The organism is Spiroplasma endosymbiont of Zeiraphera isertana, from assembly GCF_964030805.1.
Taxonomy (GTDB): domain Bacteria; phylum Bacillota_I; class Bacilli_A; order Mycoplasmatales; family VBWQ01; genus Spiroplasma_E.
Map to the genome: position 1 here is coordinate 1,329,340 of NZ_OZ034965.1, position 16,456 is coordinate 1,345,795.

The following is a 16,456-nucleotide window of genomic DNA, read 5'->3' on the forward strand; positions in this document are numbered from 1 at the left end:
AGAACTAACACAATTTAATTTTTATATAAGTGTCCTTTTTAATTTTACAATTAAAGCATCAAAAACTAAAAAGTTAGTCGATACATCTTCAAATTGATCAATTTCTTCTTCAAAAGAAACCTTTTGTTCATTAACAAAAACTTTTTTTCTAATCAAAAATGCTTGTTCTAACATTTCAATATTATTAACTATTTCAATTTTCATAGTTTTCTCCTTAAATATAAATAATATTTTAAATTAATTATATAATTAATTTTTAAATTTAATCTAACAATTAGTAAATTTTACCAATTAATAAGTGAATTTTTAATTAGTGCTATAATTTAAGTAAGCGATTTTAAAAAATATTTTTTCGGGGGGGGAATAAATCTTGGAAGGACAAAAAATTCAATTTAAAAAATTACGACCGCATAATTTTTTGGGAGGGCAATATTTTGTTTTATTATTTTTTTGAATAATATTTATTACATTACTAATTACTGCATTAGTCTTATTTTTAAATGAAAGAACAAGAATTGATAAAGAAAATAATGTTAAAGAACTACTAGAACAAATTGCTAATGCAAAACAAGAAAGTTACAAAACTCCTTTCTATAAAAAATTAATGGATATTTATTATCCATTAATTGATTTTTCATTAATGTCATTTATTTTTACTAAACATGATGATTCGCCAATAAGTGACTGAGGAAGCGCATGAACACAACGTTTAAATAGCATTAATAATGCTTATTCATATATCTTTATTACAATTTTAATCGCTTTAATCGCTTTACTTTTTTATATTATTATCATTATTAAACTTTATCGTTGTCGAGCGTTTCAAAGAAAATATGGTTTAACAACTCAATTTGCTAATGATTATCCAATTTATGATATTAAAATGTATCTAGGTTTTACAGTTAATTTAGCTATTGTTTTTAGTTTTTTCAATTTTCTAACAACTATCATTGTATTAATTTATGGTACTATCTTGGTATTGACTTCTTATTTCTTTTGATATATTTTAAAAATTAAAACAGAAATATTAATTATGCATAAATGATGAAAAACACCAAACTTTGCTTTATTTTTATCTGTTATTTTATTCCAAAATGGTTATACTTTATTAAAATCAATATTTGCTCAAAAGTTTAATGTTAACTTAGACTTAATTTTATCAATTATTTTACCAATTGGAACAATTACCATCTTCATTACCTTATTAATCAAAAATATGCTTAATTCACAAGTTACAGCAGTAAAAAATGCTATTAAAACAATTGCTGCTAAAATTAGTGCTTTTCAAATTTTCTATTATACACAAAAAGAAAAATCTTTAGAAGACTACATGTTTGTTAGTCAATTGCCAACACTTGTTCGTATACCATTACAAAATAATAGCATTAACACCAAACAAGCAGTAACGCTAATGGCAACTATTGATGAAACAATAATTGTTTTAAAAAAACACTTTCATAAACCAAAAGAATTAAACTATATGCTTTTTCACTTATTTAATAGAATAACTGATATTGAAGAAATTGAAGAAATCAAAAATAATATTCTTAAAATAGAAAAAAATAATTAATCAAAATTTAACAAAAAAAGTTTTAAAAATAGTTAATACCATAGAAAATAATAAAATTTGTTATAATTGAGTAGAGTAATTATGATATGAGGAAAGGAAGTTATATACATGTGACCATTTAAAAAAAAGGATAAAACTGGAGAAGCAAAAGATCAAAAAAAATGTGATGGTTGTGGGAAAATGAAAAATTCATCTGAATGTACTAAAGCAGCAGATGGTAAATGTTTGTGTAAAGATTGTGCTAAATAAATATATTAAATAAGTGTGTCATTAACACACTTATTTAATATATTTAGAAAGGAAGGATATAATGAAATGATTCAATAAAAAAAACAAAAAAACTGATGATGAATCTTTAACAAAAACTGTAAAATGTTTTGATTGCGGAATGATGTTTGAACCTTTTGACATTCTTGATATAAAAGAAGGAAAATCTTTATGTAAAAAATGTTTCATTAAAGAAGAAGAAAAATAAATTAATGATGTGTTTAGCAAAACACATTTTTTATTATTTAAAATAAAATAAATAACTATTTTCACAATATTTTATTATAATTATTATGATAAATTAAATTAATTAAAAGGAGAAAAAATGAACATTTTTATAGAAATATTAGGGTATCTTGCAGCCATTTGTATTCCTTTGGCATTCTTACCACAAACTATTAAACTAATTAAAACAAGAAATACTTCAGGTCTTTCTATTTTTTCATATAGTATCTATCAACTGGGGGGTCTTACTTTTTTAATATTTGGCATACTTCGTAATGATATTCCCATGATTACTTGTCAAACTATTACTGCTACACTAAATTTCATAATAATTGGGATTATTGTTAACAATTTCATTAAACAAAAAAATAAGGAGGAAAAAAATGTCTAATATTGCAATTGATATTATTGGATATATAGGTGCCTTTTTTATTTCAGTTGCCTTTTTACCACAAACTATTAAACTAATTAAAACTAAAAACACAAAAGGTTTATCGTTAATTTCTTATAGCATATATCAAATAGGCTTAACTTCATTCATAATTTATGCTAGTTTAATTAAAAACATTCCCTTACTAGCAGCAAATGCCTTTGGTACAGTTATTAATATCATATTATTAACATTAATAATTTATAATTTATATTATAATAAAGATAAAAAGAACAATTTAACTTCCAAAAAATAAAATTTTTATTAACATAATACTTGCACAAGAATGGAGAAAAAAATGGCACATATTAATCTATTAGGAACTTTTATTTTTATTATCATTGGTTATTTAATTGGCTCAATCTCACCTTCAATTATTATTAGTAAATTAAAATTTAAAACCGATGTTAGAGATTATTACTCTAAAAATGCTGGTGCTACTAATTCAACACGAGTTATGGGTGGTAAATGGGGAACTATTATTTTAATTATTGATGGTTTTAAGCCCGCTATCCCTATTTTAATTGCATACGGTTTAACCTTTATTGATATTACTAATCCTAATTATGAAACAATGTTTAAACAAGCATATATTTATCCAACTGGTCTTGCTGCAATTATTGGTCACTGTTGACCACTATTTTATGGTTTTCGTGGTGGTAAAGGAGCTGCATCTTCATTAGGAGTACTATTAATGATTAATCCTATTTATTGCGTTATCACAATTGCTAGTTGATGATTTATTTTATATTTAAGTAGAATGTCATCTTTATCTTCAATGTTAATGATGATACTTGCTTTTATATTATCATGAATACCGAATATACCACTGCATTCTTTTCTTTCCCAACAAGACACTCAATACTATATTGTTAATATAACTATGGCTCTAATTTGAATATTAATTATTATTCGTCATTGAGATAATTGTAAAAGAATTCTTAATCATACTGAAAGTAAAGTGACTATTTTTGATAAAAAAAATAAAAAAGCAAATGAAGAAAAAAAATAAAAAATCATCTCTTTATACAAACTCAATAAAAATATTTTTAAAAAAAATACTTGTTTTATGTTTAAAATTAATGTACTATTATAACCGTGTTGACTTAACATTGTTAATATTCTCTCCGATATTAGCTTTGCTTAAGCCAAATTATATTTAAAGGAGAGTTGTCAAATATGGAACAAATTAAACAAGATGAATTGATTAAAAAATTTCGCTTAAATGCCAAGGATACTGGTTCTTCTGCAGTTCAAATTATTAATTTAACAAAAAGAATTTTAGAATTAACAGCCCATCTACAAGTACAAAAAAAAGATATTACTGCAAAACGAAGTTTGTTAAAAATGGTAGCAAGCAGAAAACGTTTCTTAAAATACTTTAAAAAACAAGATGTTGCTACATACAATAAATTATTAACAGCACTATCACTAAAAGATAACTAATATTAAATCAGTATTTACTTATTAATACTGATTTTTTTATATACATCTAAATAATATTAAACATAGAAATAGATTTACAAATTATTTAAACAATAATAAAATTAATACTAAAAGTGTTATAATATAATTATTAACGGACTTCTCCCCACATGTACTTGTGGAGGAAACAATGAAATTGAATGAGTTCAACAATATATTTCAAACAGAAAAAGATTGTTTGAAATATATAGCAAGTTTGAAGGAAAACAAATGTATGAGGTGTTCTTGAACAAATTTGAATACTTCTGATTTAAGAAGAATAAGATGTTTGAAATGTCATCAAACATTTAGTATTCTTCATGACACCATTTTTTACAAGTCACAAACACCTTTGACATCTTGGTTTTATCTCATCTTTAGATGAATAAACACCAAACATGGAATTCCATCAACTGATGTTGCAAAAGAATTGGGAGTAACTTTGAAAACTGCTTGAAGAATGGGTCATAAAATCCGAAGTGCAATTGCAAAACAAGAACCTCAATTCATTGTTGAGGGCATAGTGCAAATGGATGAAATGTATCTTTCACATATGGGTTTTAAAAAACAAGGAAGATCCTTAAAAAATAAAACTTTGATTGTTGGGATTTATGAAAAAACAACCAATAATTTAATTGTGAAAGTGTTGAAAAATGCAAATCAAAAAAATCTTTTGCAATTTGCAAGAAACCACATTTCTTCAAAGTGTGATGTACATACTGATTCTTGAAAAGGATATCGCCATTTTAAATCAGTTTTCACTAAGCATGAAACAGTTAACCATCAAGATGGCTATGTTTCAAAAACTGGTGTAAACATAAACCAGATTGAATCGGCATGAAAGCACATCAGACGAACATTTAAAACACATATCAAAGTTGAAAAACATCATGTTCATTTATACGCAAAAGAATCGGCATATAAATTCAACAATATACCTAGTTTTGAAACTGTAATGTTATGTTTGATTTAAAAATGTGGGGAGAAGTCCGTAGATAGGCTTTTCTCAGCATTTATGTGATAAAATTTAAAAATAGTACATAAAGGGAGAAAAGCCATTATTAATTATTATATGTTTCTAACCCATTTATTTTTTACTAAAATAAATGGGTTTTTGATTTCAAAAAGGAGGAACAAAATAATGAATGATAAAGATATTAATGGTGAAAAAATAATATCAGTTATTTTAAATTCTGTCACTTCATATCAAAATATTACATATTTTAATTATTGGTATTATATAATTAAAGAAGAAAAAATTAGTTCTGAAATAAAAAAAGAGATCAATAATTTAATAGAAAAAAATACTAATATAAATTATACAAACAAAAATGGTGATAGTCCTTTAATAGTAGCAAGTCACTATTATCAACTTATAGATTCCATTAAAATTTTAATAGAAAATGGCGCTAATATCAACCACGCAAACCAAAATGGTGATACAGCACTAATAATATCTACCAAAAAAGGTTATTTAAGTATAATTAATGTTTTAATAGAAAATGGCGCTAATATCAACCACGCAAACCAAAATGGTGATACAGCACTAATAATATCTACCAAAAAAGGTTATTTAAGTATAATTAATGTTTTAATAGAAAATGGCGCTAATATCAACCACGCAAACCAAAATGGTGATACAGCCTTGCATTTAGCTGCTAAAAATGGACTAGCACAAATAGTTAATACTTTACTAATAAATAATGCAAATATTCATTTCATAAATCAAAATGGTGATACGGCTTTGACAATCATTATTAATAATAGTTTATTTTACCTGAGTTGTAAATATAAATGGGACATTTTTTTAAAATAATTGTATTAAATCTATTGGTCTTTTATAAGAGAGCGATTTTATGGGTGTAGAATTAATTTGAAATGCTATAAAATTTAAATCTTTTTGTTTATATGAAGATAGATCTGTAGATTTTGGTAAATATCTTCTTAAAATACCATTATTATTTTCATTTAAACCCCTTTGGCAAGGTTTACCAGGATCTGCAAAATAAATTTTGACATTACAAATTTTTTTTAATTTTCAAAAAAACTCTTGATGAAATAAAAAAAATCATCAACCTGGCCTAAAATTTTATTTTATTTAATTTTGGGATTTATTTTTTTTACAAACTGAAATATAATGCTTCAGATTTTGCATAAGGTGATATTTTATAATGTTGGTATTTAAATTTTCATAAATTGAGGTAATTTTGAATATTGGTAAATCCAATGCCGTGATAATGAGTAATAAATTCTTTTAAACTTGATTGTATTTTACTGATATTACTTAAATTTTTATAATTTAATTCTTTATTTTCTTTTGATTTAAATTTCTTGAGAGTACATTTTGTTTGTTTAGCTACTGTATCATATAGTATTTGCATATCACAAACTATAATTGATTTTTCTTCGATAAGCTTAGATGTTAAATTTTCTTGTACTCATTTTTTTGTTAATCTTTAATTGTAAAATTAAAAAGGACACTTATATAAAAATTAAATTGTGTTAGTTCTATAATTAAGAAAAGAAAGGAATTAGCGCAATGTATAAGTATCTGAGTATTGAATCAATAATAGCAATAAAAGAATATAAAAATTATGGATTTTCGATTCGTAAAATAGCAAAAATTGTTGATTATAGTAAATCAACTGTACATAGAGTTTGTAGATTATTAAATAAAAACTTATTGCCATTAGAAATATTGAATCAATTTCAAAAAAATAAACAAAATGCAGGCAGAAAATTAATAATTTTAAATTTAACAGAAATTAATAGTATTAATCATTTGTTAATTACTAAAAAGTATGCTCTTGATATAATTGCTAACTGTTTAAAGGAAAATAAAATAAAAAGTATTTCAACAAAAACTTTATATAACATGTTTAAAACAAATCGAATGGGTTTTGATGAAAATAACTTATTGAGAAAAGGCAAAAATAAATCTCACAAACAAAAAGAAACTAGGGGCAAAATTAATAATTGTAAGTCTATTCATGAAAGAAATTTAATCATTCCTAATATTAAAAATATACAAGAATTTGGTCATTTAGAAGGTGATACTATCATTGGCAAAGATCATAAAAGTTCTATTATTACTTTGGCTGATATATGATCAAAAACCACAATTCCTTTAGTAACTAAAAATCATAAATCAGAAAATATTACGAAAAGTATAATAAAATTTATTTCAAAGTTACAAAAAGGAACAGTTAAAACCATTACTTTTGATCGTGGTAAAGAATTTAGTAAATGAAGATTAATCGAAAAAATTTGTAATGTCAAAATTTATTTTGCAGATCCTGGTAAACCTTGCCAAAGGGGTTTAAATGAAAATAATAATGGTATTTTAAGAAGATATTTACCAAAATCTACAGATCTATCTTCATATAAACAAAAAGATTTAAATTTTATAGCATTTCAAATTAATTCTACACCCAGAAAATCGCTCTCTTACAAAAGACCAATAGATTTAATACAATTATTTTAAAAAACTGTCCCATTTATATTTACAACTCAGGAATCTTTTAGTATTTGTTGTTTGAGCATAAATATTTTTATTTTCATCAATTGCCATTTCAATACAACAGTTTAAATCTTTAGCATTTTCTTCAATTCATTTTTTTCTTGGATCATCTGGATTTTTGAAATTTACTTTATGAATTTCTTTGATAAAAGTTTCATCAATTTCAATTCTACCTTTTAATTTTGTGAATGGTTTTTGTGTTTTTGCTAATTGTGATGATTTCATAAATTTTTGACGATTAAATCATGCTGATGTTTTTGAAATTTTAGCAAATTGAGAAATAGTATAAGCAGATTGACCTAACAATGACAATCAAATTATTCAATCTCATTGTTCATGAGATAAATGACTTCAATGTAAAAAATGATTTCTTAAAGCATCAAAGCTACTTTTACAATCTTTGCATAAATATTTTTGCTTACTTTAATTGTAAAATTAAAAAGGACACTTATATAAAAATTAAATTGTGTTAGTTCTATAATTAAGAAAAGAAAGGAATTAGCGCAATGTATAAGTATCTGAGTATTGAATCAATAATAGCAATAAAAGAATATAAAAATTATGGATTTTCGATTCGTAAAATAGCAAAAATTGTTGATTATAGTAAATCAACTGTACATAGAGTTTGTAGATTATTAAATAAAAACTTATTGCCATTAGAAATATTGAATCAATTTCAAAAAAATAAACAAAATGCGGGCAGAAAATTAATAATTTTAACTTTAAAAGAAATTAATAGTATTAATCATTTGTTAATTACTAAAAAGTATGCTCTTGATATAATTGCTAACTTTTTAAAGGAAAATAAAATAAAAAGTATTTCAACAAAAACTTTATATAACATGTTTAAAACAAATCGAATGGGTTTTGATGAAAATAACTTATTGAGAAAAGGCAAAAATAAATCTCACAAACAAAAAGAAACTAGGGGCAAAATTAATAATTGTAAGTCTATTCATGAAAGAAATTTAATCATTCCTAATATTAAAAATATACAAGAATTTGGTCATTTAGAAGGTGATACTATCATTGGAAAAGATCATAAAAGTTCTATTATTACTTTGGCTGATATATGATCAAAAACCACAATTCCTTTAGTAACTAAAAATTATAAATCAGAAAATATTACGAAAAGTATAATAAAATTTATTTCAAAGTTACAAAAAGGAACAGTTAAAACCATTACTTTTGATCGTGGTAAAGAATTTAGTAAATGAAGATTAATCGAAAAAATTTGTAATGTCAAAATTTATTTTGCAGATCCTGGTAAACCTTGCCAAAGGGGTTTAAATGAAAATAATAATGGTATTTTAAGAAGATATTTACCAAAATCTACAGATCTATCTTCATATAAACAAAAATATTTAAATTTTATAGCATTTCAAATTAATTCTACACCCAGAAAATCGCTCTCTTATAAAAGACCAATAGATTTAATACAATTATTTTAAAAAACTGTCCCATTTATATTTACAACTCAGGTTATTATTCTTAAAACCATTTTTTACACATCAATAAGATTTACAATTTGGACATTGAATAGACTTGGTGCAAAACTAAGGTAATTCAAAATTATATATTCCTGCTATTAAATTAAATCTTAATGCAAATCTTCGTATTTTATTGCGATATTTTAAACTTAAAATTTTAAAACGTTTTAGTTTAGCAAATACGTGTTCAATTTTAATTCTAATTTTACTTAAAGTTTTATTGTATTCTTTTTGAATTGGTGTTAATTGATTGTATTTACTTTTTTTAAATGGCAAAAATGTATTTTTATGAATATTTTGTATACATTGATAACCTGAATCAACAAAAACTTGTTTTTCTGGATGAATAAAAGTTTTAGATTTTAGAAGCAATTTAAAATCATGAATGCTTCCAAAACAAAAAGCAGTTGAAATAATTTTTCCATTGGAAATATCAATAATTATTTGGGATTTGAGAGAATGATGTTTCTTTTTACCTGAAAAAAGTAATTTTAGTTTTTTTTAATTCTTTCAATTGGAGTTTCAGTAGCATCAATAGCTAACAAATTATTATTAGTACCTTTATTTTTTGTTAAATCTTTTTTTCCAGGTAAATTAAAAATTCCGCTTTTTATTAAAATATTTTCAATTCAAAAAATATTACGAATGCAACTAGTATGACTAATATTATATCTTTTTGCAATAACTCTATAACTACTATAGTCTTTTCAATATTCTAAAGTCATTAATAAACGCTCTTCAATTACAATTTTATTTTTTCTACCACCATAATATTTTTGTTTAGACTCAGCAATTTTTAAAATTTCAAACATTTTATAAAATGTTTGTGGCTTTATGCCGACTAAACTATAAAATTCTTGATCATCTTTATATTTTTTCAACATAATAACTATCACCTTTAATATTAATAATAATCGTTAAATTGTTAAAATTAAAGGTTTTGCACCAAGTCTTATGACTAATATTATATCTTTTTGCAATAACTCTATAACTACTATAGTCTTTTCAATATTCTAAAGTCATTAATAAACGCTCTTCAATTACAATTTTATTTTTTCTACCACCATAATATTTTTGTTTAGACTCAGCAATTTTTAAAATTTCAAGCATTTTATAAAATGTTTGTGGCTTTATGCCGACTAAACTATAAAATTCTTGATCATCTTTATATTTTTTCAACATAATAACTATCACCTTTAATATTAATAATAATCGTTAAATTGTTAAAATTAAAGGTTTTGCACCAAGTCTAATTCCTTTTTCTTTAAATTTTTTATCAATTGCATCTAATTTTTCTTTTTTCTCAATTTGTTTAATTCTATTTTTAAAATGTCTAATAATTTTTATAAATTCTTAATTTTTTTTGTTTTTTAAAACATCAATTAATTCATTATTAGTCACAAAAAATCACCCCTGATATAAAAATATTACTTTTAATTTTAAATTAAAAGTAATATCAAGATTTTTTTTGAAAATTAAAAGAAAATTCTTTTAATTTTCAAAAAAAATCTTGATGAAATAAAAAAAATCATCAACCTGGCCTAAAATTTGATTTTATTTAATTTTGGGATTTATTTTTTTTACAAACCGAAATATAATGCTTCAGATTTTGCATAAGGTGATATTTTATAATGTTGGTATTTAAATTTTCATAAATTGAGGTAATTTTGAATATTGGTAAATCCAATGCCATGATAATGAGTAATAAATTCTTTTAAACTTGATTGTATTTTACTGATATTACTTAAATTTTTATAATTTAATTCTTTATTTTCTTTTGATTTAAATTTCTTTAGAGTACATTTTGTTTGTTTAGCTACTGTATCATATAGTATTTGCATATCACAAACTATAATTGATTTTTCTTCGATAAGCTTAGATGTTAAATTTTCTTGTACTCATTTTTTTGTTAATCTTTTAGTATTTGTTGTTTGAGCATAAATATTTTTATTTTCATCAATTGCCATTTCAATACAACAGTTTAAATCTTTAGAATTTTCTTCAATTCATTTTTTTCTTGGATCATCTGGATTTTTGAAATTTCCTTTATGAATTTCTTTGATAAAAGTTTCATCAATTTCAATTCTACCTTTTAATTTTGTGAATGGTTTTTGTGTTTTTGCTAATTGTGATGATTTCATAAATTTTTGACGATTAAATCATGCTGATGTTTTTGAAATTTTAGCAAATTGAGAAATAGTATAAGCAGATTGACCTAACAATGAAAATCAAATTATTCAATCTCATTGTTCATGAGATAAATGACTTCAATGTAAAAAATGATTTCTTAAAGCATCAAAGCTACTTTTACAATCTTTGCATAAATATTTTTGCTTATTATTCTTAAAACCATTTTTTACACATCAATAAGATTTACAATTTGGACATTGAATTCCTTTTTCTTTAAATTTTTTATCAATTGCATCTAATTTTTCTTTTTTCTCAATTTGTTTAATTCTATTTTTAAAATGTCTAATAATTTTTATAAATTCTTCATCTTTTTTGTTTTTTAAAACATCAATTAATTCATTATTAGTCACAAAAAATCACCCCCGATATAAAAATATTACTTTTAATTTTAAATTAAAAGTAATATCAAGATTTTTTGTGAAAATTAAAAAATTTTTTCGATTAATCTTCATTTACTAAATTCTTTACCACGATCAAAAGTAATGGTTTTAACTGTTCCTTTTTGTAACTTTGAAATAAATTTTATTATACTTTTCGTAATATTTTCTGATTTATGATTTTTAGTTACTAAAGGAATTGTGGTTTTTGATCATATATCAGCCAAAGTAATAATAGAACTTTTATGATCTTTGCCAATGATAGTATCACCTTCTAAATGACCAAATTCTTGTATATTTTTAATATTAGGAATGATTAAATTTCTTTCATGAATAGACTTACAATTATTAATTTTGCCCCTAGTTTCTTTTTGTTTGTGAGATTTATTTTTGCCTTTTCTCAATAAGTTATTTTCATCAAAACCCATTCGATTTGTTTTAAACATGTTATATAAAGTTTTTGTTGAAATACTTTTTATTTTATTTTCCTTTAAAAAGTTAGCAATTATATCAAGAGCATACTTTTTAGTAATTAACAAATGATTAATACTATTAATTTCTGTTAAAGTTAAAATTATTAATTTTCTGCCTGCATTTTGTTTATTTTTTTGAAATTGATTCAATATTTCTAATGGCAATAAGTTTTTATTTAATAATCTACAAACTCTATGTACAGTTGATTTACTATAATCAACAATTTTTGCTATTTTGCGAATCGAAAATCCATAATTTTTATATTCTTTTATTGCTATTATTGATTCAATACTCAGATACTTATACATTGCGCTAATTCCTTTCTTTTCTTAATTATAGAACTAACACAATTTAATTTTTATATAAGTGTCCTTTTTAATTTTACAATTAAAGTTATGATAAAAACATAAAAAATATATTAGAAAACATATTTTATCACGAATATGAAGAATATATTACAAATAAGGCAAAAGTAGAAATTATTAAATACAGACCAGAATTTTCAAATAACTCATTATTTAATGATATTAAAGATAATATATTAATACATTTAAATACAAATAATTCAGTAAAAAATATAAAAGAAAATTTAATATTAATTGGATTAAAAATTGATAAGAAAAGAATTTTAAAAATTGAACAAAAAATAAAAAAAATATTTAAATGTAACATTAATAACTTAAATACTAATCAAGAAAAAGAAAAAAAATGACAGAAAAAAATTAAACAAGAATTAAAAGAAGAAAATTATCCACAAAATAAGCCATAAACAAGTGGATATATAAAACATTAAATTTATCACAAATATAATGAATAAAAATAGCTACCATAATGGTAACTATTTTACAATTTATATTTAATCAAAATTATCGTTTTTTAGTAGTACTTTGTTGACGTTTCATTGCTTGCATTACTGATTTAATTTGAGATTCAGTAGGTTTACGCCCCATTTGTAAATACATTGCACGAATCATATTTTCATTAATAGGAGGATTTTTATGTAATTGTTTTTCGAAAATCTTCTTAGTAACAATAAAACCAACTAATCCACCAATTAACGCACTAGCAATGCCAATGATTAATACTGCTCACCAAACCATCATTATTAATTTCTCCTTACTTACTGTTTAAAAACTTATTAATTTTATCACACACTTGATTTGATGTAAAGCCATATTTTTCTAGTACTACCTTATCAGGAGCAGAAATACCAAAAGTACTTACGCCAATAACAAAGCCATTACATGCAACATATTTATATCAACTATCTTTAGAACCCATTTCAATAGCAACTTTTATAATATCATTAGGTAAAATTCTATTTTGATATGTTTTATCTTGTTTATCAAAAATAAAAGTAGAAGGCATTGAAACTACACGAACATTAAGTTTTTGATCGTTTCATAGTTGTTCTTGACTAGCAATAGCTAATGAAACTTCACTACCGGTAGCAATAATAATTAAATCTAAAACTTTACTACTATTCTCTTTACTAATAATATAAGCACCTTTTTGAACTGCCTCAATATTACTATTTGCAAGTTGTGGTAAATTTTGTCTAGTAATAATAATAGCACTAGGGTTAGTTTTACTAGATAATGCCATTAAATATGCACCAATTGTTTCTTTTGTATCAGCAGGGCGAATTACATTAAAATTAGGAATAGTTCTTAACATTGTTAGTTGTTCAACTGGTTCATGGGTAGGACCATCTTCGCCAACTGCGATACTATCATGACTAAAAATAAACAAAGATGGAATTGACATTAAAGCTGCTAATCGTAATGCAGGCTTTAGATAATCACTAAACACAAGAAAAGTAGAACCAAAAGGAATTGTGCCTTGATGTAACGTCATACCGTTAACAATAGCGCCCATTGCAAATTCTCTTACTCCATAATGAATATGTCTTCCTGAATGGTCAAGAGGTAGAAAGTCTTTGTCTGTTACTAATGCTTTAGTTGAGCCAGCTAAATCAGCACTACCACCAATTAATGTTGGACAATGAGCTGATAAAAGTTTTAAAATATTACCAGAGTCTACTCTTGTTGCTTGTGGATTTACCCCAATAATTGAAGTTCAATCAATTTTATTTAATTGATAATCTTCATTAAAAATTTCATTTTTCAATGCTGATTTAATTTCTTTATACAATTTTGGATATAATTTTGCATATTTTTCAACTTTTTGATTTCAAACTAATTCTATTTTAGAACCATGATTAAGTGCTGTTTGTGTGAAGTAAGTACTTACTTCTTTGGGAACAGTAAATTCAGGATATTCTCAGTTTAAATTTTTAGCAACTGTTTTAATATCTTCCATTAAAGGAGAGCCATGAACACTCGGTGTTCCTTGTTTACTAGCCCCATAACCAATTATAGTTTTAATTTCAATTAAAGTTGGTTTATCACTAACTTTTGCTTTTTTAATAGCTTCAGAAATAAGTTTATCATCTTCACCATCTTCAACTTTTAAATAATTTCACTCTAATGCTTGAAGACGCATTTTTAAATTTTCTGAATATACTAATTTAACAGATGAATCTAATTGAACATCATTTGAATCATATAAAATAATTAGTTTATTTAATTTAAAATGTCCAGCAAAACTAAGTGCTTCTTGTGCAATACCTTCTTGTAAATCACCATCACCACAAATTGCATATGTATAATGATCAATAATATTAAGATCTTTTTGATTATATTTAGCACTAAGAAAACTCTCAGTAAGCGCCATTCCAACAGCATTAGCGATACCCTGACCTAATGGTCCAGTAGCCGTCTCTACTCCATAGTCTAAATGATATTCGGGATGACCAGGTGTATTACTATTTAATTGACGGAATTGTTTTATATCATTGATTGTATATTTATAACCAGCATGATGTAATATTGAATATAATAAAACACTACCATGACCTGCTGATAAAACAAATCGATCACGATTAAATCATTTTGGATTTTTTGGATTAAAAGATAAATGATTTTTAAATAAAGAAAAAGTCATTGGTGAAGCACCTAAAACAATACCGGGATGGCCACTTTTAGCAGCATTAACTGCTTGTACTCCTAACATACGAATTGAATTAATAGTTAATTTATCTAAATTAATTTTATTTTCCATAATTTCTCCTTAAATTTTTAATAGTTATTATTTAATATAATATTAACAATATTCTTAATAAAATAGGTAATTTTTTAAAAATAATTAAAAAATTATAAATAATAATGACAAAAAATATAATTTTATTTTAACTAAATTGAATCTTTGAACAAATTAAAAAAGAAAAGGTCACCCCAAGATAAAAAAAATAATATTTCATCTTAAATAATATAACTCTTTTCTTAATATTTTACATTTGTGATGTTCTTGGTTTATTTAAGTTTATTAATGGTAGGTTTGCTGATTCATTGTTTACTTGTTGTTTATTAAAATCTTTTCCAGATGATTTTGAAAATAATGTTGGATTTGTTTTTGGTTTTTTACTACATGATTCTGATATTTTTTTTCATTTTTGACTAATTTCTATTTCAATTTTCTTATTTTTATTAATTTTTCCAAAAGTTACTAATTTAATTAAGAAATTTAAAATTATATTTATTTTTTGTTGTTCTAAAACTTTAATTTCTTCTATTTCAGATTTTTTGATTACTTGCATTAAATTTGATTGTGTTTTTGCTGATTTTTCAAGTTCTTCTTGTTATTCTAAATATAAACCAATTGCTTTATTATTTCTTTCCTGTCTTTTTAATGATAAAGCCTCTAATGCAATCGCTCTATCAATATCTTCTCTTTCTTTCTCAGATACTTCTTCTGATTGTAATGTTTTATAAGGTTCATCAACAACTACAAAACCAAATTCATCATCTTCATTGGTTGCTTGTAAATCTAAACTACTTTCATAAAGATATGGTGAAATGGTTGGTTCGGAAATTATTACCTTTTCTTGATGATTATTATTTGTATGTTGAATAATCTTACTTCCTTTGGGTCTTACTCCTTGTTTTAGTATTTCCTCTTCAGTAACTAATTTTACTTCTGTCTCTACTTTAAATGTTTGTGATGAGGGCATTGATGTTTCTTTAAATTCTTTTACTATTATGTCAGATTGTTTTTCTTTTTCTAACGATAATTTTTTTGCCAGTTCCACTTGTGCTTCTTCTTCTGATAATCTCATGGCTTCAGCAATAAGATCTGGATCAATTGCAAGTTGTTCCATTTGTTCAAGTGTGAATGTTCTCATTTGTTCCATTGTAAATACTGATGTTTGTTTTTTATCAATTGCTTCTCTTTGCTTTTTTGTCAATGAACGGATTTGTTGTGTTGTGAATGCAAATGTTGGCGATAATTTTAATTTTCTAATATAAGTTTCAGCTGCCATTATTTTTTCTTCCTTTCTAAAAATAAAAAACCCATTTATTTTAAAATTAAAATAAGAGGATTAAAAAA

Annotated in this window: 22 protein-coding genes and 2 pseudogenes; 11 read left to right on the forward strand and 13 right to left on the reverse strand. The window is 23.8% G+C overall.

The genetic code is table 4. The features are described from left to right. Positions 1-21: 21 nt before the first annotated feature. Positions 22-204: a hypothetical protein gene (locus tag AAHM78_RS09390; protein WP_342252965.1), complete on the reverse strand. Its 183-nt coding sequence runs from the start codon at positions 202-204 to the stop codon at positions 22-24. A 166-nt stretch (positions 205-370) separates the two neighbouring features. Here AAHM78_RS09390 and AAHM78_RS09395 point away from each other — a divergent pair, with 166 nt between their 5' ends. From AAHM78_RS09395 to AAHM78_RS09430, 9 genes are all read left to right on the forward strand, one after another. Then, positions 371-1,570: a hypothetical protein gene (locus tag AAHM78_RS09395; RefSeq protein WP_342252966.1), complete on the forward strand. Its 1,200-nt coding sequence runs from the start codon at positions 371-373 to the stop codon at positions 1,568-1,570. A gap of 108 nt (positions 1,571-1,678) precedes the next feature. Then, entirely contained in the window at positions 1,679-1,819 is a 141-nt protein-coding gene (locus AAHM78_RS09400; protein ID WP_338980494.1) for a hypothetical protein, read from the forward strand. A gap of 61 nt (positions 1,820-1,880) precedes the next feature. Further along, complete coding sequence (locus AAHM78_RS09405) at positions 1,881-2,045, forward strand: hypothetical protein (protein WP_338957675.1); 165 nt, start codon at positions 1,881-1,883, stop codon at positions 2,043-2,045. Positions 2,046-2,162: 117 nt separating this feature from the next. Beyond that, entirely contained in the window at positions 2,163-2,453 is a 291-nt protein-coding gene (locus AAHM78_RS17005; RefSeq protein ID WP_425289738.1) for a SemiSWEET family sugar transporter, read from the forward strand. Then, positions 2,446-2,748 carry a SemiSWEET family sugar transporter gene (locus AAHM78_RS09410; RefSeq protein ID WP_342252967.1) on the forward strand — a complete coding sequence of 101 codons (303 nt, stop codon included), beginning with the start codon at positions 2,446-2,448 and terminating at the stop codon, positions 2,746-2,748. Before AAHM78_RS17005 ends, AAHM78_RS09410 begins: the two co-directional genes overlap by 8 nt. Before the next feature lie 42 nt (positions 2,749-2,790). Beyond that, the gene (gene plsY, locus AAHM78_RS09415; RefSeq protein WP_342252968.1) at positions 2,791-3,504 is read left to right on the forward strand and encodes a glycerol-3-phosphate 1-O-acyltransferase PlsY; all 714 of its coding nucleotides are present in this window, start codon (positions 2,791-2,793) and stop codon (positions 3,502-3,504) included. A 167-nt stretch (positions 3,505-3,671) separates the two neighbouring features. Next, positions 3,672-3,938: a 30S ribosomal protein S15 gene (rpsO, locus tag AAHM78_RS09420; RefSeq protein ID WP_252319942.1), complete on the forward strand. Its 267-nt coding sequence runs from the start codon at positions 3,672-3,674 to the stop codon at positions 3,936-3,938. Positions 3,939-4,107: 169 nt separating this feature from the next. Continuing rightward, positions 4,108-4,929, forward strand: a complete 822-nt coding sequence (locus tag AAHM78_RS09425; protein WP_342252843.1) for an IS1595 family transposase — start codon at positions 4,108-4,110, stop codon at positions 4,927-4,929. 168 nt (positions 4,930-5,097) lie between these two features. Continuing rightward, positions 5,098-5,772: an ankyrin repeat domain-containing protein gene (locus AAHM78_RS09430; RefSeq protein WP_342252969.1), complete on the forward strand. Its 675-nt coding sequence runs from the start codon at positions 5,098-5,100 to the stop codon at positions 5,770-5,772. On the opposite strand, the pseudogene AAHM78_RS17010 reads toward AAHM78_RS09430, so the two are convergent. Together AAHM78_RS17010 and AAHM78_RS09435 are read right to left on the reverse strand one after the other, a co-directional pair. After that, positions 5,764-5,997 (reverse strand): annotated as a pseudogene (locus AAHM78_RS17010) (IS30 family transposase); the annotation flags it as partial. The gene AAHM78_RS09430 and the pseudogene AAHM78_RS17010 sit on opposite strands and share 9 nt — an antisense overlap. A 79-nt stretch (positions 5,998-6,076) precedes the next feature. Further along, the gene (locus AAHM78_RS09435) at positions 6,077-6,337 is read right to left on the reverse strand and encodes a hypothetical protein (protein WP_342252970.1); all 261 of its coding nucleotides are present in this window, start codon (positions 6,335-6,337) and stop codon (positions 6,077-6,079) included. A gap of 158 nt (positions 6,338-6,495) precedes the next feature. On the opposite strand from AAHM78_RS09435, the gene AAHM78_RS09440 reads away from it, so the two are divergent. Continuing rightward, positions 6,496-7,440, forward strand: coding sequence for an IS30 family transposase (locus AAHM78_RS09440; protein WP_342252971.1), 945 nt, complete (start codon positions 6,496-6,498; stop codon positions 7,438-7,440). On the opposite strand, the gene AAHM78_RS09445 is transcribed toward AAHM78_RS09440, so the two are convergent. After that, positions 7,432-7,782 (reverse strand): hypothetical protein, encoded by a 351-nt coding sequence (locus AAHM78_RS09445; RefSeq protein WP_342252972.1) that lies wholly within the window; start codon positions 7,780-7,782, stop codon positions 7,432-7,434. The two genes, AAHM78_RS09440 and AAHM78_RS09445, sit on opposite strands and share 9 nt — an antisense overlap. Before the next feature lie 200 nt (positions 7,783-7,982). Between AAHM78_RS09445 and AAHM78_RS09450 the strand changes: the two genes are divergently transcribed. Then, positions 7,983-8,927: an IS30 family transposase gene (locus AAHM78_RS09450; RefSeq protein WP_342252973.1), complete on the forward strand. Its 945-nt coding sequence runs from the start codon at positions 7,983-7,985 to the stop codon at positions 8,925-8,927. 105 nt (positions 8,928-9,032) lie between these two features. Here the strand turns inward: AAHM78_RS09450 and AAHM78_RS09455 are convergent, their stop codons facing one another. From AAHM78_RS09455 to AAHM78_RS09495, 9 genes and pseudogenes are all read right to left on the reverse strand, one after another. After that, positions 9,033-9,407, reverse strand: coding sequence for a transposase family protein (locus AAHM78_RS09455; RefSeq protein WP_342255130.1), 375 nt, complete (start codon positions 9,405-9,407; stop codon positions 9,033-9,035). A 50-nt stretch (positions 9,408-9,457) separates the two neighbouring features. Beyond that, complete coding sequence (locus tag AAHM78_RS09460) at positions 9,458-9,850, reverse strand: transposase family protein (RefSeq protein WP_342252923.1); 393 nt, start codon at positions 9,848-9,850, stop codon at positions 9,458-9,460. Next, positions 9,834-10,148 (reverse strand): transposase family protein, encoded by a 315-nt coding sequence (locus tag AAHM78_RS09465; RefSeq protein ID WP_342252974.1) that lies wholly within the window; start codon positions 10,146-10,148, stop codon positions 9,834-9,836. Before AAHM78_RS09465 ends, AAHM78_RS09460 begins: the two co-directional genes overlap by 17 nt. A gap of 398 nt (positions 10,149-10,546) precedes the next feature. After that, positions 10,547-11,506: an IS1595 family transposase gene (locus tag AAHM78_RS09470; protein ID WP_342252975.1), complete on the reverse strand. Its 960-nt coding sequence runs from the start codon at positions 11,504-11,506 to the stop codon at positions 10,547-10,549. An 83-nt stretch (positions 11,507-11,589) separates the two neighbouring features. Continuing rightward, positions 11,590-12,315: pseudogene (locus AAHM78_RS09475) on the reverse strand (IS30 family transposase); the annotation flags it as partial. 558 nt (positions 12,316-12,873) lie between these two features. Continuing rightward, complete coding sequence (locus AAHM78_RS09480; RefSeq protein ID WP_342252977.1) at positions 12,874-13,110, reverse strand: YneF family protein; 237 nt, start codon at positions 13,108-13,110, stop codon at positions 12,874-12,876. Between the two features lie 13 nt (positions 13,111-13,123). Then, complete coding sequence (tkt, locus tag AAHM78_RS09485; protein ID WP_342252978.1) at positions 13,124-15,130, reverse strand: transketolase; 2,007 nt, start codon at positions 15,128-15,130, stop codon at positions 13,124-13,126. Between the two features lie 229 nt (positions 15,131-15,359). Next, positions 15,360-15,665 carry a hypothetical protein gene (locus AAHM78_RS09490; RefSeq protein WP_342252979.1) on the reverse strand — a complete coding sequence of 102 codons (306 nt, stop codon included), beginning with the start codon at positions 15,663-15,665 and terminating at the stop codon, positions 15,360-15,362. A 42-nt stretch (positions 15,666-15,707) separates the two neighbouring features. Continuing rightward, positions 15,708-16,388: a hypothetical protein gene (locus tag AAHM78_RS09495; protein ID WP_342252980.1), complete on the reverse strand. Its 681-nt coding sequence runs from the start codon at positions 16,386-16,388 to the stop codon at positions 15,708-15,710. Positions 16,389-16,456 lie beyond the last annotated feature (68 nt).